The following is a 24,449-nucleotide window of genomic DNA, read 5'->3' as shown; positions in this document are numbered from 1 at the left end:
CGCGCGGGCGTTTGCCGCCCGCGCGTTCGTTAGCTGACAAAACCTGAGCGCTTACTTCAGGCCGAGAAGCTTCTTGGCATTGCCCTCGTAGATCTTCTGGCGCGTGGCGTCGGAAATGTCCATGTTGTCGAGAACCTTGATGGTCTCGCGGATGTACATCGGCCCGCCTTCCGGATCGAACGGCGCGTCGGACGCGAACAGCACGCGGTCTTCGCCGAAGAATTCGATCGCGTGTTCGATCGCCTTGGTCGAACCGAAGCTCGCCGTATCGGCATAAAATTCCTTGAAGTAGTCGAGATGCGGACGCTCGATAGCCTTCAGCACGGTGGAGAGATCGCGATCCGACGTGCGCTTGCCCATCTGGTCCCAGCCGGCACCGACGCGGCCTTCGAAGAAGGGCACCATGCCGCCGGCATGATGGGTGACGACCTTGAGGCCCTTGTACTTGTCGAAGATGCGCGAGAAGACGAGGCGCGCCATCGCCGCCGATGTTTCATACGGCCAGCCGAAGGTCCAGAAGATCTCGTATTCCGAACGATCTTCGGTCAGATAGTCTGGGAAGTTGGCGCCGCGCGACGGATGCAGGAAGACCGGCTTGCCGGACTTGGCCATATATTCGAAGAAAGGCTCGAACTGCGGCAGGTCGAGCGGCTTGCCGCTGTAGTTGGTGAAGATCTGGACCGCGCAGGCGCCGAGATCTTCGACGACCCGCTTGGTTTCCGCCATCATCCATTCCTGGTTTTCCATCGGCACGGTGGCGATGAAGGCCGGGAAGCGCTCCGGATATTTGTCGCACAGTTCCTTCTGGGAATCGTTGCCGATCCGGCCGAGGTCATAGGCGCGCTCGGCGCCGGCCAGCTTTTCGAGCGGCGGCGAAGCGAGCGACAGGACCTGCTGGTAGTCGCCGCCGAACATGTCCATCACCTGAAAACGACGGTCGAGATCGGTCATCATCGGCACCGCGCCCGAGCGCATGGTGACATCCGTCATCGTGCCGATATAGCCGATCAGCTTGTCGAAAAAGGGCTTCGGCCAGATGTGGTTGAAAGCGTCGATCTTCTTCATGAAATGCTCCTCCTGTCGGTCCTGGGTACCGCACCGCGAACTTTGAAGAAGTCCAGTGCCCCCGAGGCGTTTAAAAATCCGCAAGCGGAATGTGCCGAATGCCGGACCTGCTCCGCCGCGGCAAGATGCGAAGGCAGCCCCCGAAAGTCAACCTATTTTCTTGTAATATGAGATTATTGACTCGAAATTCTATGTCGATGCGATGCGAGTGCAGCGCTGATTTCTCCGGCTGCAAGCAAGACTTCCCGGGCGATTACCTCCACCACGGGCCCGGGAACGTGATCCTGGGCGATCGATACGGAAAAACTTGCGATCGGGCTCTGGCCCGCGTCGAAGATCGGCGCGGCGAAACCGACGACACCCGGCGTGACCTCGCCGTAAGCCACGGCATAACCCTTCTTGCGCACCGATTTCAGCCCGTCGAGGACCGCTTCCACGGTATCGCCGGCGCCCGCCGCCTGCCATTCGTCGAGCGTGCGCTTGATCAGCGGCACCAGATTGCGGCGGGGTAGAAACGCTACGATGGACCGGCCGATCGCGCCGCGGCTGAGCGGCATCGGCCGCCCGCGCGGATAACTGCTGATCGCCTCGCGGCTGGAACTGATCGAATCGACACACAGGATCTTTTCGCCGTACCAGCGCACCAGCAGCGCCGTGCATTCGTATCGTCCGGCAAGTTTTTGCAGATAGGGGGCGCCGGACAGGATGAGGTTGTCGGACTTGCGCAGCAGGTAATCCATCTCCACCACCCTTGGTCCGAGCGTGAAGCCGGTATTCGGCATGGAGGTCAGGAAACCGCTGTCTTTCAGGATCTTGAGGTAGCGATAGAGCGTGGGGCGGCTATAGCCCAGCTCCTCCATCAGCTCTTCGGGCGTCCATTCCAGACGATCCTCGGTAAAGACCTCAAGCACTGCCTGCAGGCGTTCGAGACTGTTGACGGCCTTTTTTCTCAAAGATGCTCCCGCTCTCTCGTGACGGCGCGCGGCATCAGACCGGCCGGACATATGCGGCAATAACGATAACCCTGAAAACTGCAATGGCAAGTGACGCTACTCGGCGGCTTTCAGCGGCGGCAGGCAGCCGCCGTCAGGAGCGCTGACCGTCTCCTCTGTCGAGACCACGCGCCGGATCGCCGCCAGATATTCCGCCTGGAGAGCGGTCGGCTGCCAGTTGCGGCGGGTGGTGATGCCGATCGACAGCGGCTTTCCCGGCACGTCGTAATTCAGGAGCGTGAGGAACCCGGCCTTCAGCTCGTGCCGGAGCTGATGGCGCGAGAGCAACGCCAGCCGGTCCGTCTGCATCAGTATCCCGCGCAGCGCCGTCAGCGAACCGGTCTCGACCGTTCCCTGCGTCCGCGGTCCATCGGGAAACTTCGCCGCCAGCGCATCGAAGGTGCTGCGGTTGGGCGTGCCCTTGCGGGCCACGACCCACGGATAGGAGGCAAGCTCGGCAAGCGAGACATCCGTCCTCGCCGCAAGCGGATGACCGGCCCCGGCAACGACCGCGAGCCGGAAATCGAAAAGCGGTTCCTGGACAAGCGACGGCGTCAGGCGGCTGCGCAGCGCGCCGATCAGGAAATCGATATGCCCCATTTCCAGATCGCTGAGGAGCTGTTCGTAGCTGCCTTCGAGAATTTCGAACCGCGCCAGCGGATGCGTGAAAGCCAGCGAGGCGATCGCGTCGGGCACGATGGTGGTGCGCGCCATCGGCAGGGCGCCGATCGATACAAGGCCGTCGAACTTGCCGCGCAGCTCCTGCACCTCCTCGGTCGCGTTGCCGAGTTCTTTCAGCGAAAGCCCGGCCCAGCGGGCAACGGCACGGCCGGCACTGGTGAATCGCGTCGCGCGGCCGTCGGCCTCGAAAAGACTGGTGCCGAGGATCGCCTCGGCATTGCGCGCCGTGCGCTGGACCGCGGCACCCGATTGCTCGAGGATGCGCGCCGCGCCCGGAAAGCCTCCGGTCTGTGCAAAGGCTTGCAGGGCACGAAGGTGAGAGATCGTCAGCCTGGCGTCGGCACCGGAGCCACGCGATCCGGAATCCGCCTGGAGCTTCTGGCAACCCGTGCGAATAAGCTCAAGCGCGCGAAGTGACCTCGTCTGCACGACCCGGCCCTCCGGCGTCGCCATGGCATGTCCGGGCCCTCGTTCGAGAAGCCGGGTGCCGAAAAGGTCTTCGAGACGGGAGATCGCCTGCGATGCCGCAGGCTGCGTGACGCCGACGATATCGGCCGCCTGCGTCAGCGAGCCCGTGCGCAGGCAGGCGCAGAAAAGACGGATGTGACGCAGATTAGGATAGTCCACGTATTGTCCTCCCCTGCCTTTCTCCTCCCGGCAGCGGCGAAGCGGAGCGAGGTCATTCCTGCTCCGCTTCGGTTAAGTCACGGTGCGACGTTGCGCTCGCCGGTCAGTTGTTCGTTCATCCATTCGGCGCTGGCGCGGATACCGCCGAGCGGGAAGACATGAATTTTCTGAAGCAGGCTCTCGGGATGAGCGGCCTTGTAATCGGCAATCTCGGCCAGCACTTCGGTCGGCTCGTAGGGAACGAGCAGCTTGCTGATATCCATCGCACGCTTCTGCAGCACGCCGAGCGACGGGCCGACGCCGCAGGCTATGGCGAACTTGATCAGCGTCTGCAGCTTCGTCGGACCGGCAATGCCGAGATGGATCGGCAGCTTGACGCCGGCGGCTGCGATGCGCTCCGCCCATGCGATGACGGGCTTGGCGTCGAAAGCGAACTGGGTGGCGATTGCCATCTCCGCGTCGGTACGTTCCGAATAGGCCTGCTTGAACTTCAGCGCCTCGTCGACGATCCTGGAGCCGCCGTCCTTGTCGATGTCCTTATTGCCTTCCGGATGGCCCGCGACATGCAGCCGCTTGAAGCCGTAACGGTCGAACAGGCCGGTCTCGATCAGCTGGATCGAGCTGTCGAAATCGCCTGCCGGCGTCGACACGCCACCGCCGAGCAGCAGCGCCTGGTCCACGCCCGCCTCGTTCCTGTATCGCTTGATCCAGTCTTCCAGGGTCGCGAGGCTCGGAATGATGCGGGAAGGAAAATGCGGCATGACCGGGAAGCCGTCTTCGTGGAGGAGCCTTGCGGTCTGCACCATGTCCTCGATCGGGGTCCCCTCGATATGGGCGATATAAACCCGCGTGCCCTTCGGCAGCAGCGTCTTGAAATCTTCGATCTTCGCCGCCGTGCGCGGCATGACTTCGATGGAATAGCCATCGATCAGATCCCTGAAGCTGGCCGGCTCCACGGACTTCTCTTCCTGCTTGCCCTTGAACAGATTCAAAAGTGCCATTGTTGTTCCTCCCCCCGTTTAGCCAATGAAAAACGTCCGGTCCGACGGACGGAGCGGCGTGCGAGAACAACCCGTTCTCGCACGCCCGGCCGTTAGAGGGCCTTCTTTGTGCGCCAGCTTTCGGCGTAATTTTCACGTGCTTCCTGAGCATAGGGCACGGCTGCGACGCGAACGCGGATCTCGGCCTGCTTGTGGCCCTGCTCGACCGAGGTCTTGGAAGTGCCGCCATCCGGCTCGCCCCAGATGAGGGTCAGGATGTCGTTTTCCTTGATGTCGGCATCGACGACGCCGAGCGACAGCATGGAACGCTCGTTGTAGCTATAGCCGTTGAACATCGACAGGCCGACGACCTTGCCGTCCTTCAGGACCTTGTCGAAGCTCGACGAAGCGTAGTTGGAGAGCGGGAAGTCGATCCACTTGGCGGCCTGTTCGCCCGGCTGGAAGGCCGAAGCGATGACCTTGACGACGTCGTCGGAGTTCCATTCGAAGGTAACCTTGCGGCGCTGCGGGGTTGCCTTCTGCTTTTCGACGGCGGCGCGACCGACGAAGTCGTGGTCGAACTTGACGTAGACGCCGTAACCCAGCTCGTAGGGGTTCAGGTAGTAGTCTTCGATATTGTCGGAGACGTAGCTGCCGCCGATCGAGCCGCTGGCTTCATAGCTCTGTGCGGAGAGCCAGTCGCGATAGCCCTGCAGTTCGGCGCCGGTGTAGATCGCCGGAAGCGGCGACGGGATCCAGCCGGATTCCAGCGTGTTGGTGGCGTAGGCGCGGCTGCCGACCGGGCGCAGATCGACGCCGGCTTCTTCCGCTGCCTTCAGGATGGCGGCGCGGACCTCGTCCTTCTCCGCATACGGACCCCAGATTTCGAGACCCGGAGCGCCGGCCATGCCGTGACGCAGGGCCTGAACCTTGCGGCCGCCGACATTGATCCAGTCGACATGGAAGAACTTGATCTCCGGGATCGGGCCGCCGTTCATCTTTTCGAAGACCTTCGGCGCATCCGGACCCTGGATCTGGAAACGGTAGTGGATACGCGTGACGAGCTTGCCGTCCGGACGCGAAGGCGAACGCGGGTCATGCGTCAGCTTGACGTTGAACTTGCCGAGCGAGGCATTGTAGAGCAGCCAGTTGGCGGTCGGAGCGCGGCCGACGAGAACGAACTTCTCTTCGGTTTCGCGGAAGATGATCATGTCGCCGATGACGTGGCCGGCAGGCGTGACCGGAACATAGTGCTTGGCGCGGTCGACGCCGAAATTGGCGAAGCTGTTGATCGACAGGCTTTCGAGGAACTTGGCAGCATCCGGACCTTCGACGACCAGTTCGTCCATGTGATGCGACTGGTCGAACAGAACGGCGCCTTCACGCCAGGCAGCCTGTTCCGAACGCCAGTTCGAGAATTCCGGAGCAACGACCGGGTATACATAGATGCCGGTCTTGGAGCTGCGCAGATGCTCGACAGTGTTGCCTGCATCCTTCAAAACTTGAGTGAGATTGGCCTGAGACACGGAATTCCTCCCTATGGTTTGCCTGTGCTTTCGGTGTCGTGTATACATGACGGCATCGGCAGACAAATTCAAGGGAAAATGTTCGGGAGGCTGACGATCGCCTTCGGATGGTAAACCGAAGGCTCTCCGCCAGGAAAAATCGCGAGGATCGCGCTCGGGCTTTAACTTGGGCTCTCAGGAGTTGAGGAGCACGAGGCCGGGAACGGTCAGCATCAGCTCCGGATCCTCGAAGACAGCGTATTCGAGGTTCTTGCGGGCGATGCGGGCGTGTTCGCGGGCGATGAATTCAGCCCTTGCGCCCTCGCGCCCGGCAATCGCCGACACCAGCGTGCGATGCTGGTCCTGCGCGATATGCAACGACTGGCGGAACGCCGCCACGTGAGCCCGGCCCGACAGGAAAGCCGACGGCGAGGCGAATGGCAGGCGCGTCGCCCGCTCGACTTCCCGCTGGATCACGGTGCTGCCGGAAAGTTCGACCAGCGCGATATGAAATTTGGCATTCGCTTCGGAATAGGCTTCCAGATCCACATCGTCCGCAGCTTCGCCGAAACAATCGTCGAGCCGGGCCTGGATTTCCCGAAGCTGGTCCAATCCGGCCTGCGAAACGCCGCGTTCGGCGGCAAGCCTTGCCGCGGTCCCTTCCAGCACGCCGCGCAGCTCGATCGCATCGACGGCATCCGCATAGGTGAAGCTGCGGACCACGAAACCGCCATTCGCCAGCCGGTCGAGCAGCCCCTCTTCCGCAAGGCGCGACATCACCTCGCGCACCGGCGTTCGCGAAATCTGCAGCGTTTCTGCCAGCGACACCTCGAAAAGCCGGGTGCCGCCGGGATAGTCGCCGCTGAGGATCTTCTTGCGCAGCTCCATCAGCGCGCGCATCGTATGGGTCGTTCTCGAGGTCTCTTCCAAATCCGCACCTTTACCCGGACAAGGCGCGCAACTTCCGCCTGTCGATCACAAATCTTAGCCATATCTGATGGATTGGCCAAGCCTCATGTATACAGAGGGTGCAGGCTGTGGATGACGGCAGGTATTTAGAGCGGAAAAGATCAATGCGTATACACCGAACGCATTGAAGGGACGGACTTATTTGCCTTGCCGCCGGGCCGAAAGAACCCGCGCGACGGTGTCCCTGAGATCATCCGTCGGCTTCACGCCGCTTGCCGCCATCTCGTCCTGAACGGCGGCGATCTCGCGGGCAAGACCGCCGTTCAGCCCCAGCGCATCGAGCGTGACGCCGCTTTCCCGCATCTCTGCAGCCCGGCGGCGGCCGTGGCGGGTGGTGCGCTCGAACTGGTAATTCGGAAATTTCGACCAGTCGAGGCCCGGAAAGCTCTGTGACAGCGAAGAGAGGATTTCCTCGAAACAGCCCGAAGCTTCTGCCGCCAGCAGCGCCTCCACGGTGATCGCTTCCAGACCCTTGACGAACACGGAGCGCACCATCTTGATGGCCGTTGCCGAGCCGACAGCCTCACCGGCAACTTCTGCGCTGAAGCCCAGGCTTTGAAACCGCTCCAGAAGCCCGGCGGCACCCTTGCCGGCAATCAGAACCGGGGTTGCATGGCCCTTGGGATGAACCGGCGCCATGACGGCCATGTCGAGATAATCGGCGCCGGTCTGGTTGATCAGCGCGGCGGTCTCGCGCTTGCGGCCGGGGGAGACGGAGTTAATATCGATCAGCAGCGCGCCCTGGCCGAGATGAGGCGCGATGGATTGCGCCGCGCTGAGGCTCTGGTCGGCGGTCACGGCGCTGAAGATCCACTCGGCATCTGCGAGACCCGCAGGTGATACTTCCGGCCGGACCCCACGGCTCGCCATCGCCGCCTGCATTTCGCCCGACTTCTCGGGATTGCCGAGCAGGAGGTCATAAGCGCGGAATTCACCGTTATCGAGCTTCGGCGCAAGACTGTCGTGAAAGGCGCGTGCCGCTTCGCCAAATCCCAGAAATGCGATCCTCATAGCCGTATCCTACTCTCAATCGCCGAAAACCACGCCGTCGAACAGCTTGCGCGCCGTGCGCAGCACCGCCGCACGATGGACCTCGCCATCCCTCATCGTGGCGATGACGCTCATCTCGCCGGTCGGATGCTCGATCGACAGCAGCTTTTCGTCACCATCCGGAATGACGGCCAGTTCCGAAGCCGGCCCTTCCGGCAGGAGGCAGGCCGTCGCCACGCTGACCGCGCCGAGCACGCCGATCGCGTCGTGGCACGTATGCGGGATGAAGGTGCGGGTCGAAATCGCTCCGCCGGCGGTTGGCGCCGAAACCATGGTCATCTTCGGCACCGACTTCTTGGTGACATCGCCAAGGTTCATCATCGGCCCTGCCTTCAGCCGGATCGCCTCCAGCCTGACGCGCAGTTCCTGGTTGGCTTCCAGCTCCTTCGGGTTTTCGTCGCCTTTTATGCCGAGCACATCGGCGCGCATGACGACACAGGGCATGCCGTTGTCGATCAGCGTGCAGGCGACGCCTTCGATCACATCGACCGCATTCCCGGTCGGCAGCAGCGCCCCGCAGGAGGAACCGGCCGTATCCGCGAACACGATCGGCACCGGCGCGGAGGTTCCCGGCACGCCGTCGATCCGGGCTTCGCCCTTGTAGGTCACCCGGCCGCCGGGCGTCTCGATCGTCGCGATGGCGATCTGCCCGGTATTTTCCATGAAGATCGAGACTTCGGTCTTCTCGCCCTTGACCGGTACCAGCCCCCGCTCGATGGCGAAAGGCCCGATTCCGGCGAGAATATTGCCGCAGTTCTGGGCATCGGTGACGATCGGCTGGTCGACGAAGACCTGCAGGAAGAGATAGTCGACATCGACCCCTTCCCGCTCGGACTTCTTCACCACCGCCACTTTCGAGGTCAGCGGATGGGCGCCACCCATGCCGTCGATCTGGCGGGGATCGGGCGAGCCCATCACCCGCAGCAGGAAATTGTCGCGGTCGGCCGGCAGGTCCGAAGCGAGGAAATATCCGCCCTTGGACGTGCCGCCGCGCATCCACATGCAGCGGATACCGGTTTCGCTTGTCGCCATGAAATCTTCCTCCGCTTTTACAGGGAAACGAGCCGGTCGTTTTCCCCGTCTCACGTGTCGGCAAAAAATCCTGCCGTCATGCTCGGGCTTGTCCCGAGCATCTGCCAACGGTCGATGTGAGCAGATCCTCGGCACAAGGCCGAGGATGACGAAAGAACCCTCCGATTCCCCCGCTCAGATATACTTCAAACCCTTTTCGGCGAGCTTGCCGCGCATGTTATAGATATCGAGGCCGAGTTCGCCGGCGGCGAGCCGCTTCCGCTTGTCCTCTTCCGCTGCGACCCGGGCTTCCGCCTTCTTGGCGACCGCTTCGGCTTCCTCGCGGGCGACCACGCAGACACCGTCGTCATCCGCAACGATCACATCGCCGGGGCGGACATAGGCACCGGCGCAGACGACCGGGACATTGACCGAGCCGAGGGTTTCCTTGACCGTGCCCTGGGCATAGACCGCCTTCGACCAGACCGGGAATTTCATCGCGGTCAGATCGACCACGTCGCGGACACCGGCGTCGATGATCAGGCCCTTGCAGCCGCGCGCCTGTGCGGAGGTGGCGAGCAGATCCCCGAAATAACCGTCTTCGCAGGGACTGGTCGGAGCGAGCAGCAGGATGTCGCCGGCCTTCAGCTGCTCGATCGCCACATGCAGCATCCAGTTGTCGCCCGGAGGGGCGGAAATGGTGACCGCACTCGCCGCAAGGCGCGCGCCAGAATAGATCGGCCGCATGTAGCTGGCGAGCAGGCCCTTGCGGCCCTGCGCCTCGTGGACGGTAGCAACACCGCAGGCGGCCAGGCGGTCGATGACCGACTGATCCGCGCGTTCGATATTCTGGACGACGACCGACATCAGCGCTCAATCCCTATCAAAGTTCGTCGACGGTGCGCGGGAAGACCGACTGAAAACCTTCCGCATGGGTGGATTTGCGTCCGCTGGCCTGGCCGCCGGAATTGCGCATGAAGTGGTTGCCGCGGTTCTCGGCGACGTTCTTGTAGAAATGCCAGAGATGCTCCTGGCCTTCCATGCACTGGATGGCCGCCCACTTCTTTTCCCAGACGGAGGAAATATCTAGGAAAACATCCGGCTTCCATTCCATCTGTTCGGTCTGGTGCGGCTCGAACAGATAGAGCTGCGGCGCGCCGAGGATCTTTTCGCCGGGATTGTGGCCCCAGGCCTGGGCGATCATGCGCGCCTCGATCGCCACCTGCGTCGCATACATGTGGTCGGTATTGTAGGGGTCCCACTTGGAATGGGAGAGCATGAATTCCGGCTGTACCTTGCGGATCACGTCGACCAGCTTGAACTTGGCGTCCTGATCGACGACCAGCGGATAATCGCCGAGGTCGAAGAACTGGATGTCGGTGACATTAAGCGCCTTTGCGGCGTTTTCCGCTTCCTTGCGGCGCTCGGTCTTCACCTTTTCGAGCGTCATGCCCGGGTTCTTCCAGAGCTTGGCGCTTTCGCCGCGCTCGCCATAGGACAGGCAGATGACGGTGACGTCATAGCCCTTTTCCTCGTGAAGCGCGATCGCGCCGCCGCAACGCCAGACGAAATCCGCCGAATGAGCGCTGATGACCAATGCTGTCTTTGCCATAGGAATGCCTCTTGACTTACTTGTGTGCCACCGGCGGCGTGCCGTGCGTATGGAAGGTTTCGATCGTCTTCATGCCCCAGGCCTGCCCCTTCTTGCGGTCGGCCTCGGTCCAGACGACCGGCTTCCAGTCCGGACGCAGGATCAGGCGCGCGCCTGCATTGGCAAGCTCGACGCGATTACCGGCCGGCTCCCAGACATAGAGGAAGAACGTGCCCTGGATCGCATGCTTGTGCGGTCCGGATTCGATGTGGACGCCGTTTTCCAGGAAAATGTCGGCGGCGCGCAAAATGTCTTCCCGCTGGTCGCAGGCGTAGGTGACATGGTGGAAGCGGCCATGCGACCCGGTGTGGTCCTCGGAGCAGGCAAGGTCATAGGTCTTGTTATTGATGGTGAACCAGCAGCCGCCGAGGCGGCCGTTGTCGAGCTGGATCATCTCGGTGACCCGGCTGCCCAGCGCAGTGGTCATGAATTCGCGGATCAGGCTGACATCGGCAGCGAGCAGATTGACGTGATCGAGGCGACGCGGGCTTGCGCCGCGGCCGTGATAACGCTGGGCGATGTTCTTCAGCGCCGGTTTTTCCTCCGGCGGCGCCACATATTCCCTGGTGTCCCAGTAGAGTTCGAACAGATGGCCATCGGGGCTCTTGAACTGGTAAGCGCGCCCATGGCCGAGATCGCCGTCCGTCCAGCCGACGCCCCAACCCTTTTCCTCGATTACCTTGACCCGGCGTTCCAGCGCTTCGGCGGACGACGTGCGGTAGGCGATATGGCCGACACCCGTGGTGTGATGCCTGGTGAGCTTCAGCGTGTGGAATTCGTAATCGTCATAGGCGCGCAGATAGACGCTGTCGCCCTCGCGGCCGCTCTCGGTCAGTCCGTAGACACGGGTGAAGAAATCGAGCGATTCCTCGAAACGGTCGGAATAAAGCTCAACGTGGCCCAGATGGGCGACATCATAACAGGGTTCGGTCATGGCTTTTCCTAGATGGTCGATCTTCAGCGCCCGGCGGACAGGCGCATTCTCCTCCAAAATCGAGCCCGCGTCCTCCACTCCAACACGGCCGGCGCATGGACGCCGCAGCTTGGCATGAAGACATAAAAGCAGATCGGCAGCCTGACGAATAGGTTCTGCTGCCGTGGCATAAGTTTTGGTTGAGATCAGGAAAAGCCGCTCGGCGACAGGCGAGCGAAGGCGGGTGTGAAAGGCCCGAAACAGAAGGCGCGGCGGCAGTACCGCCGCGCCGTCGAAGATCACATGCCGATATAAGGCGCGACTTCGTGATAACCGCGCCAGATCATTTCGAGCGCCACGTAAAGGATGACGGCGAGACCGACATAGGCGATCCAGCGATGCTTGTTGAGCAGGCGGGCGATGAAGCTTGCGGCCACACCCATCAGCGCGATCGAGAGGACCAGGCCGAAAATCAGGACGCCCGGATGTTCGTGAGCGGCGCCCGCAACGGCAAGCACGTTGTCGAGCGACATCGAAACGTCGGCAATGACGATCTGCCAGGCTGCCTGGGCGAAGGTCTTGCGCGGCGCGCCGCCGGCCACCGTGCCATCGGCATTGAGGTCGGCGTCCTCGAGCGCTTCGCTCGCTTCTTCCTCATGCTGATGCGGCGTGCGCAGTTCGCGCCACATCTTCCAGCAGACCCAGAGGAGCAGGACGCCACCGGCGAGCAGCAGGCCGACGATCTGCAGGAGCTGGGTGGTGGCGAGCGCGAAACCGATACGCAGCACGGTTGCCGCAATGATACCGACCAGAATGGCCTTGGACCGCTGTGCCTTCGGCAGGCCCGCAGCTGCAAGGCCGATGACAATCGCGTTGTCGCCGGCCAGCACGAGGTCGATCATGATAACCTGCAGAAGGGCGGACAACGCCTCCGCACTAAAGAATTCCATCATTTGGCACCCAATCTCTCAAAGGCGGGAGTGCCCGCGTGTGGACCGAGACGAACCTGAGACGCTTACGACCTGCATTTTTGCCTGTCGTAGGTCACCGCCGTTGCCGTCACATGATTTCCACGAACACCAGGCACCCAAGTTGGACTAATCCAGTCCGACATCACAGCTCAGAGATGAACTGTCAGAGGGGCCCGGTCCTGGTGGGCTGAGATTTAGCGGCATGATTGCAGAAACTCAAGTGGCGAGTGCGTCAAACAGTCCCGATCTTGCTCTATTTTCGGCCGGATCATTGACGATCCGTTGCAATTCTCACCCGCAATACAGATGCAGGTGGCGGCCGGTCTTGCGGCCGCCACCTGAGATTACGTCACGCCCGGGCTCAAGAAAGGGTCGGATCCAGCTTGTCGCGCAGCCAGTCGCCGACGATGCTGATCGACAGCGTCGTCAGCATGATCACCACCGAGGGGGCGAGCATGATCCACGGGGCGCGGGTCAGGTATTCGCGGCCGAAACCGACCATGTTGCCCAGGCTCGTTTCCGGCGGCTGCACGCCGAGGCCGAGGAAGGAAAGACCGCTTTCCATCAGGATGATTTCCGGAAAGGTCAGCGTCATCGAGACGATCAGCGTCGAGGCGACATTCGGCAGGATATGGTGGAAATAGACCCGCGCCGGCGTCGCGCCGAGCTGCACGACCGAGGCCGCATACCCTTGCGAACTGGCGGAAATCGCCAGACCGCGGGCGATGCGGGCGTAACGTTCCCAGCCGTAGAAGCCCATTAGGCAGACGAGCAGTACCATCGAAGAACCGAAGAAGGCGAGCACCGCGAGCGACATGATCAGGAACGGCAGCGCCGCCTGGAAGTCGGCAAGCACGAGCACGAGATGCTCGACCGCACCGCGGAACTGAGCGGCGGCAAAGCCGAGCGCCGTGCCGAACACCGCAGACAGGATCGTCGCGCCGAAAGCGATGATCAGCGACACCCGGACCGACTGGAGCAGCCGCGAAAGCACGTCGCGACCGAGCTCGTCGGTGCCGAGCAGGTGCTTCAGGGCGCCCGGATGCGAAAGCCGGCTAGAAAGGTCCATCGCGGTGATGTTGTAGGGGCGGATCTGGTCGGCGAAGACCGCAACCACCACCATGGCCGTCAGCCACAGGATGCCGAGCGCGACGGTGAACGGCAGGTTCCGGCGCAGGCGCGTGATAAAAGTCGCATACCAGCCCGGCGTCCGCGAGGTTTCCGAAAGATTGATCGTGGCCATGTCTCTTTATCCTCAATGCGCCGCGTTGGAGCGAAGGCGGGGATCGAGCCAGCCGTAAAGCAGGTCGACGACGAGGTTCGAAACCACCATCGCGGCGGCGATGATCAGCAGGATGCACTGGACGACGGCAAGGTCGCGATTGCTGACCGAAACGATCAGCAGCCGGCCGATGCCCGGCCACGAGAAGATCGATTCGACCACCACGGCGCCGGCAATCAGCGAGCCGACCATGAAGCCGACGATCGTCACGATCGGCACGGCGGCGTTCGGCAGCGCATGGTTCCAGACGACGTCACGCCATTTCAGCCCCTTGGCGGAGGCGGTGCGGATATAGGGCTGGCCCATCACCTCGATCATGGCACTGCGCGAGAAGCGGGCGAGGATGCCGATGCCGCCGATGCTCATGGTGATCGTCGGCAGGATACCATGCACCCAGGTATCCTGGCCGCCGGACGGCAGCACGCCGAGGATGACCGCGAAGATCAGCACCAGCACCAGGCCCATGACGAAGGATGGGATCGTAAAGCCGAGGACCGCAAGCAGGATCACGCCGCGATCGGCAAAGCTCTGGCGATGCAGCGCCGCATAGACGCCGGCCGGAATGCCGAAGGCCAGCTTCAGGAGCAAGGCCGGCAGGGTGAGCTGCAGCGTCGCGGGCACGCGCTGCAGGACCAGATCCAGCGCCGACGCCTTGTCGCGCATCGACACGCCGAAATCGCCGGTGAAGATCGATCTGAGATAGGCGAGATATTGGATCCAGAGCGGCTGGTCGAGGCCCCAGGACCGGCGGAATGCGTCGACGGCCTCCTGCGGCACGTCCGGGCCGAGCATGACCTGCGCCGGATCGCCCGACATGCGCAGCACGACGAAGGCGAAGGTTACGACGGCAAAGATGGTGATCATTGCCCGGAGGAGGCGGACGGCTACGAAGCGGATCATCGAAAACTCCTCTCAGGCAGCGATCGGGGCTGCTTCGCCGGCCACGACATGGCAGGCCGCCGTACGGCCGGTGCCGATCGGACGAAGCTGCGGCACGACGGAACGGCAGACGTCCTGCGCCAACGCGCAACGGGGATGGAAAGCGCAGCCGAGCGGACGATTGGCCGGATTCGGCGGCTCGCCCTGCAGGATGACGCGTCCTTCGAGGATCTTGCCCGGCACCGGTACGCTCGAAACCAGCGCCTTGGTGTAGGGATGCTGCGGCGAGTGGAAAATCACGTCGGAGGACGCTTCCTCGACGATCCGACCGAGATACATCACCGCCACCCGGTCGGCGATGTTGCGCACCACCTTGAGGTCATGGCTGATGAAAACCATGGCGATGCCGTTCTTTTCCTGCAGGTCGCGCAGCATGTTGACGACCTGCGCCTGAATGGAAACGTCGAGCGCGGAAACCGGCTCGTCGCAGACCAGAAGCTTGGGGCGCGCGGCAAGCGCACGGGCGATCACGGCGCGCTGCCGCTGGCCGCCCGACAATTCGTGAGGATAACGGCCGGCCTGATCCGGACGCAGGCCGACGGCCGCCATCAGCTCGGCGACACGGGCGTGCTGATGCTGCTTCGGGATGAGCTTGTGGATCTCCAGCGGCTCGCCGATCTGCCTTGCGATCGTCACGCGCCGGTCGAGCGCCGCCAGCGGATCCTGGTAGACGAACTGCATCTTTGCGCGCAGTGCACGCCATTCCGGCGTCTTCAGGTGCGGCATCGGCTTGCCTTCGAACCGCACTTCGCCGCCCTGTGCGGCATCGATGCCGAGCAGCATCCGCCCGAGGGTCGACTTGCCCGAGCCGGACTCGCCGACGACGCCCAGCGTTTCGCCGGGTTTCAGCGAAAGCGAGATGCCGTCCACGGCGCGCACCGGATGCGGCTGCGCAAACAGACCGCGGCGGATCTTGTAGATACGAACGAGATTGTCCGCTTCGATGAGGGCGGTCATTGCAGCATGTCCTCGGTCATTCTGGAGCGCGCTTCGACAGGCTCATTGACTTGGACCGGCCGGAAGCAGGCCAGCTGCCGGCCGTCCGCCGAGGTCGCGAGCTGAGGGCGCTCGCCGCGGCAGGCCTCCACCGCGCGAAAACAGCGCGGCTGGAAGGAACAGCCTTCGGGAAGATGTTTCGGGTTCGGGACCGTGCCGGGGATCGGGATCAACCGCTGGCGGGGACCGTCGATCCGAGGGATCGCGTCGAAGAGGCCGCGCGTATAGGGATGGCGCGGTTCGGAAAACAGCTGGGCGACGGTGCCCTCCTCGACGATCCGGCCGGCATACATGACGCAGACCCGTTCGCAGACCTGGGAAACCGCGCCGAGATCGTGGCTGATGAACACCGTCGCCATGCCGGTCTCGGCCCGAAGCTGGATCATGAGGTCGAGGATCTGCGCCTGGATCGTCGCGTCGAGGGCCGTGGTCGGCTCGTCGGCGATCAGCAGGTCCGGTTCGCCGGCGAGCGCCATGGCGATCATCAGACGCTGACACTGGCCGCCCGAGAATTCGTGCGGGTAGAGATCGAAACGGCGTCGGGCGTCGGGAATGCCGACCATGTCCAGCAGCCGCAGCGCCTCTCTCCTTGCCGGGTCGCCCCTCAGGCCTCGATGCAACGACAGCGCCTCGACGATCTGCCGGCCGATCCTGAGCACCGGATTGAGCGAGCTCGACGGGTCCTGGAAGATCATCGCGATCCGGCCACCGCGCACCTGCTCGAACGCCTCGCGGGGACCGCCGGCGAGTTCCTGCCCATCAAGCCGCACGGAACCGCTGACGCTTGCCTTGCCGGGAAGCAGTCCCAGCGCGGCAAGCCAGGTCACCGACTTGCCACATCCGGATTCTCCGACGAGACCGAGCGCTTCGCCACGGCCCACATTGAGATCGATGCCGTGCAGAACCTGGACGCCGTCGAAGGCGACCTTCAGGTCGCGCAGCTCCACCAGATTGGACGATGCCCTATCCATATCCCGCCATACTCCTGCCTTCCGCCTTTTCCGGGCGAAGACATTGCCGTTCTTGAAAAACAAATGCTCCGGCGACAACCTGGTCGCCGGAGCAGAGGAGGCCGATCGGATCAGCTCGCCCAGTTGGAGGAACGGAAGTCCATCGCGAAGGCCGGAGCGGCCTTCCACTTCAGCGAAGACTTCATGCCGGTGAACACCGCGTTCTGGTGCAGGACCTGGTAGACGGGGTCTTCGCGCTCGGCGATTTCCAGCATGCGGGCGATCGCCTTCTTGCGCAGCGCGCGGTCGGTGGAGGTTCCCATGACCTGCGCGAGCTTGTTCATCTCGGCGTTCGACCAGTCCTTCTTCTGCTGGACTTCCCCGTTCGGACCGAACTGAACGACCAGCGGGGTGATCGGGTCGTTGATCGTGTTGGAAGCCGACCAGTCGCGGACCCCCTTGACGCCCGCCGGATCGTGGATCTGGCCCCAGTTTTCCTTCATTTCGATCTGCACGTTGATGCCGACCTGCTTCCACATCTCGACCATGATCTGGCCGTTGGCCGTCTGGTTCGTGTAGTAGTTGTTGAGCAGGCGATACGGGATCGGGTCGCCCTTGTAGCCGGCCTGCTTGATGAGGTCCTTGGCGAGCTGCGGATTGAATTCCGGAGCGGCCCAGCCTTCGATGAACATGTCCGAAGTCCGGAAGGATTCGAACTGCAGACCGGCCGGGATGACCGTCTGGCCGGCCCAGAGCGCTTCGACGATCGCCTTGCGGTCGATCGAGTGCGTCATCGCGCGGCGCATCAGCGGGTTGGCAAGGATCTGGTTCTGAGTGTTGAACACCGAAACGCGGTGGTTCCAGATGGTCGAACTCTGGACTTCAAAGCCCTTGGCGGCCTTGACCGTGGCGATCTGGTCCGGCGGCAGGTCGCAGGCGAAGTCGTATTCGCCGGAAAGCAGGCCGTTGACGCGCGAGGCGACTTCCGGAACTTCGACGAAACGGATCTGGGCGAGCGGCGGACGACCGCCCCAGTACTGATCGAAGGCGACGAGCGTCAGCGAGACGTCCGGCTTGTATTCGGCCACCATGTAGGGGCCGGTGGTGACCGGCTTGCGGGACCACTCGGTAAAGGACTTGGCTTCGTCCCAGGCGCGGCGGTTGGTGATCTGGCTGCCGCCGGAATAGAGGCGGCCTTCCATCGTGACGTCGGGCGTCGCGTTGTGGAAACGGACGGTGTACTTGTCGACGGCCTCGACGCCGGCAAGGGCCGGCCACAGGCGACGGCCGACGCCGGGAACGGAAGCCGGCAATTCCTTGACGGTGGTCGGCTTGTGCTCGGATTCGAAGATCGTCTTGCCGCCGGCCGGCTCCGTATTGCCGAACACGCGCTCCCTGGAGAACGAGAACACGACGTCGTCGGCCGTCAGCTCGTCGCCGTTGTGGAACTTGACGCCCTGGCGCAGCTTCAGCTCCAGCGTCTTGTCGTCGATGCGCTTCCACTCGGTCGCGAGGCCCGGAAGCGGCCCCTGGTTGCCCATCCAGTTGCGCAGGATGAGGCCTTCCCAGAGGTTCGGGAAGAAAACGCGTTCGCCGACATTCGACTGTTCGTGCCAGACGTCGAGCGAGTTGTTGTTGGTGATCTTCTGGACGGCGATGGTGATCGACGGGCGCTTGTCGCTCTGGGCGATCGAGAAGCGCGGCAGGATCAGCGAACCGGCAGCGGCGCCGGCAAGGCCGAGCGTGCTGCGGCGGGTGAAGTTGACCATGGAGAACAATCCTTTGGCTTCGGGTTATGGAACGAGCTCGATCAGCCCCTGCGAGCTCGAGCGGTGACGGCTGAGGGGTGCGCAGAGCCTGGCCCGCCAACGGCACGCCATCCGACCGGGCTGCGGACATAAAAGCCGCTCACCCTGATTCATGGCGATAAGAAGCGTATTGTTGCCGCTCACGACGACCCCCTGATTTGCAGGGGCTATTTGGCCAGCCTGTGTATCAGTTCCGTGACGCCGGCTTGGCGATTCGATGAAATTGAACACGGATGCAAATTTCATCATCCCGCGTTACAAATGTAATATTGCCGACACAAAATTCTGAGATGGAAACCTCCGCGCGGATTTTCTTCCGGCACGTCCCCTCCCCAAATTTCCTTTTGTTTTAATGGAGTTTTCCATGTCCTCCCTCCCCGTGATCGGCGCTGCCATGACGCTTGGCGAGCTCGAAATTCACCGCAACTGGCTTTTCGATAAGCAGCGCGATCTCGAACTCCAGGATTTCACCACCGGTGACGTTCTGAACGGCGACTGGACGCCGCTCGCCGAGCGCGCCCGAAAGCTGCTCGACGGTTTTGAAGGCCGCCTCGGCATCCACGGCCCGTTCTGGGGCTTCACCATCGCCTCCCAGGATCCCGACATCCGCGCGGTCGTCGCCAGGCGCCTGAAGCAGGGCCTCGACGTCTGCGCCGCGATCGGCGCGACGCAGATGGTTGCCCACAGCCCCTACACGACCTGGTCCTACAACAACCTCGACAACAACAAGGGCGAGGGCGAGCGCGTCCTCGAATACGTGCACCTGACGATGCGCGATGCCGTCAAGCAGGCCGAGGATATCGGCGCCGTGATCGTTCTGGAAAACATCGAGGATATCGACCAGCACATCCGCGTGGCGCTTGCCGACAGCTTCAACTCGCCGGCGGTCGCGGTCTCGACCGATACCGGCCACGCTCATTACGCGCATGGCTCCACCGGCGCTCCGCCGGTCGATTATTATGTGAAAGCCGCCGGCAACCGCCTGCAGCATGTCCACCTGCAGGACGCCGATGGTTATGCGGACCGCCATTGGGCGCTTGGCGAAGGCAACATCCTGTGGCCTTCGGTTTTCCAGGCGCTTGCCGATCTCACCAGCAATCCGCGCCTGATCGTCGAGATCAAGGACAAGTCGAAGATCCCGGCTTCGGTCGACTATCTCGCTTCGCTCGGCCTCGGCCAGTAATCCTTAGCGGACGAAGGCCCCGGCGCGCCGTGCCGGGGTCAGCGCAGTTCCGGGGACATGTCCCGCAGATGCGACTGGGTGGCGAGAATATCCCCCACCATCATGTCCCGCGCCAGCGCTCCGTTACGCTCGCGAAGCGCCGCGACGATCCGGAAGTGATAGGACGAGAAAGGATGCGTGACGCCCTTGTCGAATTCCTTTTCCACATAGTTGGTCAGCATCCGCATGTAGGGGCCGAACCGCAACCAGAGCATCTCGATATGCTGCGGCAGCACCTCGGAGCGCGATGCCTCGTAGATGCCGAAATGGAATTCCTGGTTCTTGCGCAGCATCCCGTAGACGTCGCCGGCCTTGCCCGTTTCCTCGTGCTCGCGGGCAAGCGCCTCCGAACGGTCGATATCCTCGTCGCTCATATGCTTGGCCGCGAGTTCCGTCGCCAGGCCTTCGAGCGCGACACGCGCCTGGCAAAGATCGTCGAGCCGCTCGCGGGAAACCGCCGGTACCCGCGCCGACCCGTTATGGCCGATCTCCAGCCCGTTTTCCGCCGCGAGCCGTCTCAACGCCTCGCGCACCGGCATGTGGCTGGTGCCGAACTCGGTCGCCAGCGATGAAATGGTGATTGCCTGCGACGGGGCGAATGAGCCCCACATCAGCGCCCGGCGCAGCTGTTCGTAGACCGTATCCTGAACGGTCACGCGCGACGTGACCTTTAAAAGCCCGCTATCCGCCATCTTTGGTCCCTTGATCCCACTCAAATCACAACCAGGCCTCGCACAACAGGCCCCCTCTCTTCAAGTCTGCTTGCGTCCAGCCGTCTTCTGTTGCCGACGCGATTCCCCTTGATCAAACGCTGGGGCCAGAATAGAACATCTGAAAGTTTGATCAAATGCTCATTTGGCAACGGGCCCAACATAAACAGCGGAAGGCTCGTTGTCATCCGTATCCTCTTCATCGATCCACGGCACCTGGGAGAAATCCATGAATACACACGTTACGGCAGGCGATAACCTCGCCAAGGCTTTTCCGGTCGATGAACTGAGACTGAAATTTCCCGCTCTCCAGAAATACAAGGATTTCATCTTCTTCGAAAATGCCGGCGGCGCACAGGTGCCCCAGGCCGTCGTCGATGCGGTCGCAGCCCATCTCGTCGATTGCAACGTGCAGCGCATGGCGCCCTACCTGCACAGCCAGGGCGTCGACCGCACGATCGCCGAGGCCCGCGTCTCGGTCGGCCTGCTGGTCAATGCCTACCGTCCGGAGGAAATTTCCTTCGGCCTCAACGCCACATCCTTCATCCGCCTCGTCAGCCTCGGCATCGCCAAGATGCTGAAGGAGCGCAACGAGATCATCGTCACCGACATGGACCATGACGCCGACATCGCCACCTGGATGGCGCTGGAAGCCGACGGCGCCAGGATCGTCTGGTGGAAGATGCGCGAAGACGGCATGCTGCATACCGACGACCTGAAGCCGCTCCTGAACGACAGGACCCGCCTGGTCGCCTGCACCGTGACCGCCCATTCGATCGGTACGATCGTCGATGTGGCAACCGTCGGCAAGCTGGCGCATGCGGCCGGCGCTGAGGTTTTCCTCGACTGCGTGCATTACGGCCCGCACGCGCTGATCGACGTCCAGGCCTGGGATTGCGACTATCTCGTCTGCTCCGGCTACAAGAATTTCTCGCCGCATATGGGCTTTCTCTGGGGCCGTTATGATGCGCTGGTCAGGCTCCCCACCTTCAAGGAAGACTTCATTCCGGACGTGCCCCCCTACAAGATCGAGGTCGGCACTTTCACCTACGAGAACGTCGCCGGCATGAATGCCGCCGTGCTTTATCTCGAAGATCTCGGCCGCAGGTTCCTTCCCGAAGGCGAACATTCCCGCCGCGATGCGCTTGCCGCCGCCATGGGCGCCATCCGCGCCTATGAGCAGACGCTGTCCAAGAAGATGCTGTCGGTGCTGAAGAAGCACGGTGCGACCATCTATGGGGTTTCCGATGAAGCCCAGGTGGAAAAGCGCGTTCCGACCATCTGCTTCAACATTCCGGGCCTTTCGCCGCAATATCTGTCCGTAGAGCTCGGCAGGAACAATATCGGCAGCCGCGACGGACACATGTTCGCACCCCGCCTGATGAAGCGCCTCGGTCTTGCCATGGACACCGGCTGCATGCGGGTTTCCATGGTCCACTACAACAAGGTGGAAGAGATCGACCGTTTCGACACCGTGCTCGGCGGGATCATCGCCAGGTCGAAATAAGAAGAAAAGCCCGGCCCGAAAGCCAAGCTGTTCCCCCACAAACCCTCCAGCGTCATCCTCGGCCTTGTGCCGAGGATCTGCGGACGACGGTTGCAGATGCTCGGCACAAGGCCGAGCATGACGAATGGTTGGCGGCGGCTGCCGTCAAATTCATTTCACTTGAGATGGTGATAGCGGCGCCGGAAATAGACGAGCGCCTCCTCATCCGCCGGGCCATGGGCAATGCCGATGACCCGGCAGAACAGCACGTGATGCGTGCCGCTCGCAACCGCGTTTTCCACTTCGCAATCGAACGAGACGATCGCATCGGTCAGCCGCGGCGATCCGGTCGCGCCGAGCACCCAGTCGCCCACCGCGAACCGCTCGTCCTGGGGCGTAGAGCCGCCGAACAGTTTCGACATCGGCTCATGGCCTGCGGCGAGCGTATTGACGCAGAGTACCCGGTTTCTCTCGAACATCCCGGCGACCGAACTTGACCGGTTGAGGCAGACGAGAAGCGTCGGCGGCCGGTCGGTGACGCTGCAGACGGCCGACGCCGTGAAACCCGCGAGCCCGCCCGGCCCGTCCGTGGTGACGATATTCACCGCCGCCGCCAGCCGGGCCATGCCTTCCCGGAAGGCCAGCCGCGTTGCTTCCGTTTCGTCGCTCAGGATATCCATCGTCATTCGACCCTTAGTCCCGCATCCCTCAACAAAGGCACGACGCGATCGCAGAAGAAAGGCAGCTCATAGGTGTAGTTTACGAAGGACATTGCAATACCGGAATATCCCTGTTCGGATATGGCGATCATGTCTTCGACGATCTTTTCCGGCGTGCCGACCAGCGGATAGCCGCCGGCGCCACCGGCAAAACGCTTGCGATAGAGATCATACGCGCTTTTGTCATGCGATTGGGTGAACTCCTTCTTGCCGGCCATATGCGCGTCGACCGCCGCGTGATCCGCCATCGTCACCGCATAACGCTCATAATAGTCCTCCGCCTCCTGTTGCGTTTCCCGGCAAACGACGTGGCATACCGTATAGGCGCCGACATCGCGGTCGAGCTTGTCCGCCCGGCTTCTGATATCCTCCACATGTTTTCCGGCTTCGGAAATCTCGGTGAAGGTCGTGAACAGATAGTCGCAGTTCTTCGCCGCGAAATCCCGGCCCGGCCCGCCGAAGGCGGCGTTCATGGTGACCGGCCGCGGCGACTGCAGGCTCGCCGGGCGGCTGACGACGTCCTTCAGCTTGTAATAGGTGCCGTCATAGTCGAACGGCGCATCGGACGCATAGGCCCGCTCCATGATCTCCAGCCATTCGTCGGCCTGGTCGTAACCCTTTTCGACCAGCGGCACCCCGAACATGCCGAACTCCTTCGGGTTCCAGCCGCAGACGATGTTGAGGCCGGCCCGGCCGCTGCTGATATGGTCGACCGTCGCCAGCGCCTTCGCCGCATAGAGCGGGTGCACGAGCGGCACATGCACGGTCATGAAAAGACCGATCCGCTCGGTGACCGAAGCAAGGCCTGCCGCCCAGGTGAAGGTCTCGAACGACCATTCGCGCACCCGGTTCTTGCCGCCGAAACCTTTCCAGCGAGCGATCGGCAGGAAAAAGTCGAGCCCGCCGCGATCGGCGATCTGCACGGCGTTGAGATTGTCCTCCCAGCGCGCCTGCCAGCGTTCCGGCACGTCGGTAATCGCAAGTCCCCCGTCCGCATTCGGCGAAAAGACGCCGAGTTTCAGTTTGCTGGGACCCTTCAGCGGATGCGGCTTGATCATGCTGTTCCTCTCTTTTGTGTTCTTCTGCGGGCGGGACGCTGGGCCTCCGCCTCCTGCAACTGGCGCCGCCGAACGGAGAGATAGGCTTCCTCCGCCGCGAACATGAAAAGCGTCATGCGGTCCTGCACCATCAGCGGATCGCGCGCGAGGAAGGCCGCGTGGATGCGGGAAAGGCCATCGATATAAAGTTCCGCAGTCCCCGGATCGGCGAACGTGCCGAGCCGCACGGACTGGAAATAATCGATGAAGCGGGAAATCGTCGCCGCCATGTGCGGATTGCTGACCGCCTTCAGCCAGGCATTACGGAAATCGACATTGGCTGCCAGCAGGGCCGGAATGTCGCTTTCGCCGAGCGCCCGTTCCACCCGGTTCATCGCCGCCGTGATCTCCGCCTCGATCTCGGGCGTCATGTCGCGAGCGGCACAGGCCGCCGCACGCGGTTCGAGCTGACGGCGCACTTCGAAAAGCCCCGAAATGTCTTCCAGCGACAGTTCCCGGACCGCAAAGCCGCGCGTCGTGCCGACCAGATACCCTTCCGAAACCAGCCGCAGCAGCGCCTCGCGCGCCGGCATGCGGGAAATGCCGCGGGCGTTGGCAATCTCCGTATCCACAAGGCGATCGCTCGGCGAAACAGCACTCCGCTGCAGCTTCTGCCGCAGATCGGCATAGATCGCATCGACCAGATTGTCGCTCAGCTTCAGCATCGAAATCTCCCGTCAAAACCGTATACTGATTTTCTGATTATTCAAGCATATATTCCCGATTGTCGCGTTAAGTCCTCAAAATGAGCGATTTTCAGTATACGATTTAATCAGCTTGCGGCTTCAAGAATTTTAGGCTTAAACTTTAAATCAGTGTAGGTTC

At 62.5% G+C, this 24,449-nt stretch carries 23 protein-coding genes; 2 read left to right on the top strand and 21 right to left on the bottom strand.

The genetic code is table 11. From position 1 onward, the window contains the following. Nucleotides 1-51 precede the first annotated feature (51 nt). The 17 genes from J2X76_RS22305 to J2X76_RS22225 form a co-directional block, all read right to left on the bottom strand. Nucleotides 52-1,065 carry an amidohydrolase family protein gene (locus J2X76_RS22305; RefSeq protein WP_310219492.1) on the bottom strand — a complete coding sequence of 338 codons (1,014 nt, stop codon included), beginning with the start codon at nucleotides 1,063-1,065 and terminating at the stop codon, nucleotides 52-54. Nucleotides 1,066-1,238: 173 nt separating this feature from the next. Next, nucleotides 1,239-2,018 (bottom strand): IclR family transcriptional regulator, encoded by a 780-nt coding sequence (locus tag J2X76_RS22300; protein WP_113126873.1) that lies wholly within the window; start codon nucleotides 2,016-2,018, stop codon nucleotides 1,239-1,241. A 96-nt stretch (nucleotides 2,019-2,114) separates the two neighbouring features. Beyond that, nucleotides 2,115-3,365: a LysR substrate-binding domain-containing protein gene (locus tag J2X76_RS22295; protein WP_310219490.1), complete on the bottom strand. Its 1,251-nt coding sequence runs from the start codon at nucleotides 3,363-3,365 to the stop codon at nucleotides 2,115-2,117. Between the two features lie 77 nt (nucleotides 3,366-3,442). Next, complete coding sequence (locus J2X76_RS22290; RefSeq protein ID WP_310219488.1) at nucleotides 3,443-4,366, bottom strand: methylenetetrahydrofolate reductase; 924 nt, start codon at nucleotides 4,364-4,366, stop codon at nucleotides 3,443-3,445. Nucleotides 4,367-4,458: 92 nt separating this feature from the next. Then, nucleotides 4,459-5,871: an aminomethyltransferase family protein gene (locus J2X76_RS22285; RefSeq protein WP_113126876.1), complete on the bottom strand. Its 1,413-nt coding sequence runs from the start codon at nucleotides 5,869-5,871 to the stop codon at nucleotides 4,459-4,461. A 174-nt stretch (nucleotides 5,872-6,045) separates the two neighbouring features. Next, nucleotides 6,046-6,780, bottom strand: a complete 735-nt coding sequence (locus J2X76_RS22280) for a GntR family transcriptional regulator (RefSeq protein ID WP_405030076.1) — start codon at nucleotides 6,778-6,780, stop codon at nucleotides 6,046-6,048. Between the two features lie 177 nt (nucleotides 6,781-6,957). Beyond that, nucleotides 6,958-7,830: a DUF1932 domain-containing protein gene (locus J2X76_RS22275; protein WP_310219484.1), complete on the bottom strand. Its 873-nt coding sequence runs from the start codon at nucleotides 7,828-7,830 to the stop codon at nucleotides 6,958-6,960. 15 nt (nucleotides 7,831-7,845) lie between these two features. Further along, nucleotides 7,846-8,901: a 4-oxalomesaconate tautomerase gene (locus J2X76_RS22270; RefSeq protein WP_310219482.1), complete on the bottom strand. Its 1,056-nt coding sequence runs from the start codon at nucleotides 8,899-8,901 to the stop codon at nucleotides 7,846-7,848. 174 nt (nucleotides 8,902-9,075) lie between these two features. Then, nucleotides 9,076-9,747 (bottom strand): 4-carboxy-4-hydroxy-2-oxoadipate aldolase/oxaloacetate decarboxylase, encoded by a 672-nt coding sequence (locus tag J2X76_RS22265; protein ID WP_310219481.1) that lies wholly within the window; start codon nucleotides 9,745-9,747, stop codon nucleotides 9,076-9,078. A gap of 16 nt (nucleotides 9,748-9,763) precedes the next feature. After that, nucleotides 9,764-10,492 carry a PIG-L deacetylase family protein gene (locus J2X76_RS22260; RefSeq protein WP_310219480.1) on the bottom strand — a complete coding sequence of 243 codons (729 nt, stop codon included), beginning with the start codon at nucleotides 10,490-10,492 and terminating at the stop codon, nucleotides 9,764-9,766. Nucleotides 10,493-10,508: 16 nt separating this feature from the next. After that, entirely contained in the window at nucleotides 10,509-11,465 is a 957-nt protein-coding gene (locus J2X76_RS22255; protein ID WP_310219479.1) for a VOC family protein, read from the bottom strand. Between the two features lie 278 nt (nucleotides 11,466-11,743). Further along, nucleotides 11,744-12,397: a TerC family protein gene (locus tag J2X76_RS22250; RefSeq protein ID WP_113126882.1), complete on the bottom strand. Its 654-nt coding sequence runs from the start codon at nucleotides 12,395-12,397 to the stop codon at nucleotides 11,744-11,746. Between the two features lie 379 nt (nucleotides 12,398-12,776). Next, the gene (locus tag J2X76_RS22245; protein ID WP_310219477.1) at nucleotides 12,777-13,658 is read right to left on the bottom strand and encodes an ABC transporter permease; all 882 of its coding nucleotides are present in this window, start codon (nucleotides 13,656-13,658) and stop codon (nucleotides 12,777-12,779) included. Nucleotides 13,659-13,670: 12 nt separating this feature from the next. Next, on the bottom strand, nucleotides 13,671-14,597 hold the full coding sequence (locus J2X76_RS22240; RefSeq protein ID WP_113286509.1) for an ABC transporter permease: 927 nt from the start codon (nucleotides 14,595-14,597) through the stop codon (nucleotides 13,671-13,673). Between the two features lie 12 nt (nucleotides 14,598-14,609). Continuing rightward, entirely contained in the window at nucleotides 14,610-15,593 is a 984-nt protein-coding gene (locus J2X76_RS22235; RefSeq protein WP_310219476.1) for an ABC transporter ATP-binding protein, read from the bottom strand. Beyond that, nucleotides 15,590-16,603, bottom strand: coding sequence for an ABC transporter ATP-binding protein (locus J2X76_RS22230; protein WP_310219474.1), 1,014 nt, complete (start codon nucleotides 16,601-16,603; stop codon nucleotides 15,590-15,592). Before J2X76_RS22230 ends, J2X76_RS22235 begins: the two co-directional genes overlap by 4 nt. 110 nt (nucleotides 16,604-16,713) lie before the next feature. Next, nucleotides 16,714-18,351 (bottom strand): ABC transporter substrate-binding protein, encoded by a 1,638-nt coding sequence (locus J2X76_RS22225; RefSeq protein ID WP_310219472.1) that lies wholly within the window; start codon nucleotides 18,349-18,351, stop codon nucleotides 16,714-16,716. A gap of 403 nt (nucleotides 18,352-18,754) precedes the next feature. Between J2X76_RS22225 and J2X76_RS22220 the strand changes: the two genes are divergently transcribed. Next, nucleotides 18,755-19,573, top strand: a complete 819-nt coding sequence (locus J2X76_RS22220) for a sugar phosphate isomerase/epimerase family protein (RefSeq protein WP_310219470.1) — start codon at nucleotides 18,755-18,757, stop codon at nucleotides 19,571-19,573. A gap of 38 nt (nucleotides 19,574-19,611) precedes the next feature. On the opposite strand, the gene J2X76_RS22215 is transcribed toward J2X76_RS22220, so the two are convergent. Further along, nucleotides 19,612-20,304 (bottom strand): GntR family transcriptional regulator, encoded by a 693-nt coding sequence (locus tag J2X76_RS22215; RefSeq protein ID WP_113126889.1) that lies wholly within the window; start codon nucleotides 20,302-20,304, stop codon nucleotides 19,612-19,614. Between the two features lie 247 nt (nucleotides 20,305-20,551). Between J2X76_RS22215 and J2X76_RS22210 the strand changes: the two genes are divergently transcribed. After that, nucleotides 20,552-21,829, top strand: coding sequence for a cysteine desulfurase-like protein (locus J2X76_RS22210; protein WP_310219469.1), 1,278 nt, complete (start codon nucleotides 20,552-20,554; stop codon nucleotides 21,827-21,829). A gap of 155 nt (nucleotides 21,830-21,984) precedes the next feature. On the opposite strand, the gene J2X76_RS22205 is transcribed toward J2X76_RS22210, so the two are convergent. The 3 genes from J2X76_RS22205 to J2X76_RS22195 are packed head-to-tail and all read right to left on the bottom strand — an operon-like array spanning nucleotide 21,985 to nucleotide 24,289. Beyond that, nucleotides 21,985-22,494: a flavin reductase gene (locus tag J2X76_RS22205; RefSeq protein ID WP_113126891.1), complete on the bottom strand. Its 510-nt coding sequence runs from the start codon at nucleotides 22,492-22,494 to the stop codon at nucleotides 21,985-21,987. Continuing rightward, nucleotides 22,491-23,585 (bottom strand): LLM class flavin-dependent oxidoreductase, encoded by a 1,095-nt coding sequence (locus J2X76_RS22200; protein ID WP_310219467.1) that lies wholly within the window; start codon nucleotides 23,583-23,585, stop codon nucleotides 22,491-22,493. Before J2X76_RS22200 ends, J2X76_RS22205 begins: the two co-directional genes overlap by 4 nt. Then, entirely contained in the window at nucleotides 23,582-24,289 is a 708-nt protein-coding gene (locus tag J2X76_RS22195; RefSeq protein ID WP_113286504.1) for a GntR family transcriptional regulator, read from the bottom strand. Before J2X76_RS22195 ends, J2X76_RS22200 begins: the two co-directional genes overlap by 4 nt. Nucleotides 24,290-24,449: the final 160 nt, after the last annotated feature.

Source organism: Neorhizobium sp. 2083, assembly GCF_031455615.1.
Classification (GTDB): Bacteria; Pseudomonadota; Alphaproteobacteria; order Rhizobiales; family Rhizobiaceae; genus Neorhizobium.
The sequence above is the reverse complement of the archived record's forward strand: the minus strand, read 5'-3'. Positions and strand labels throughout refer to the sequence as shown.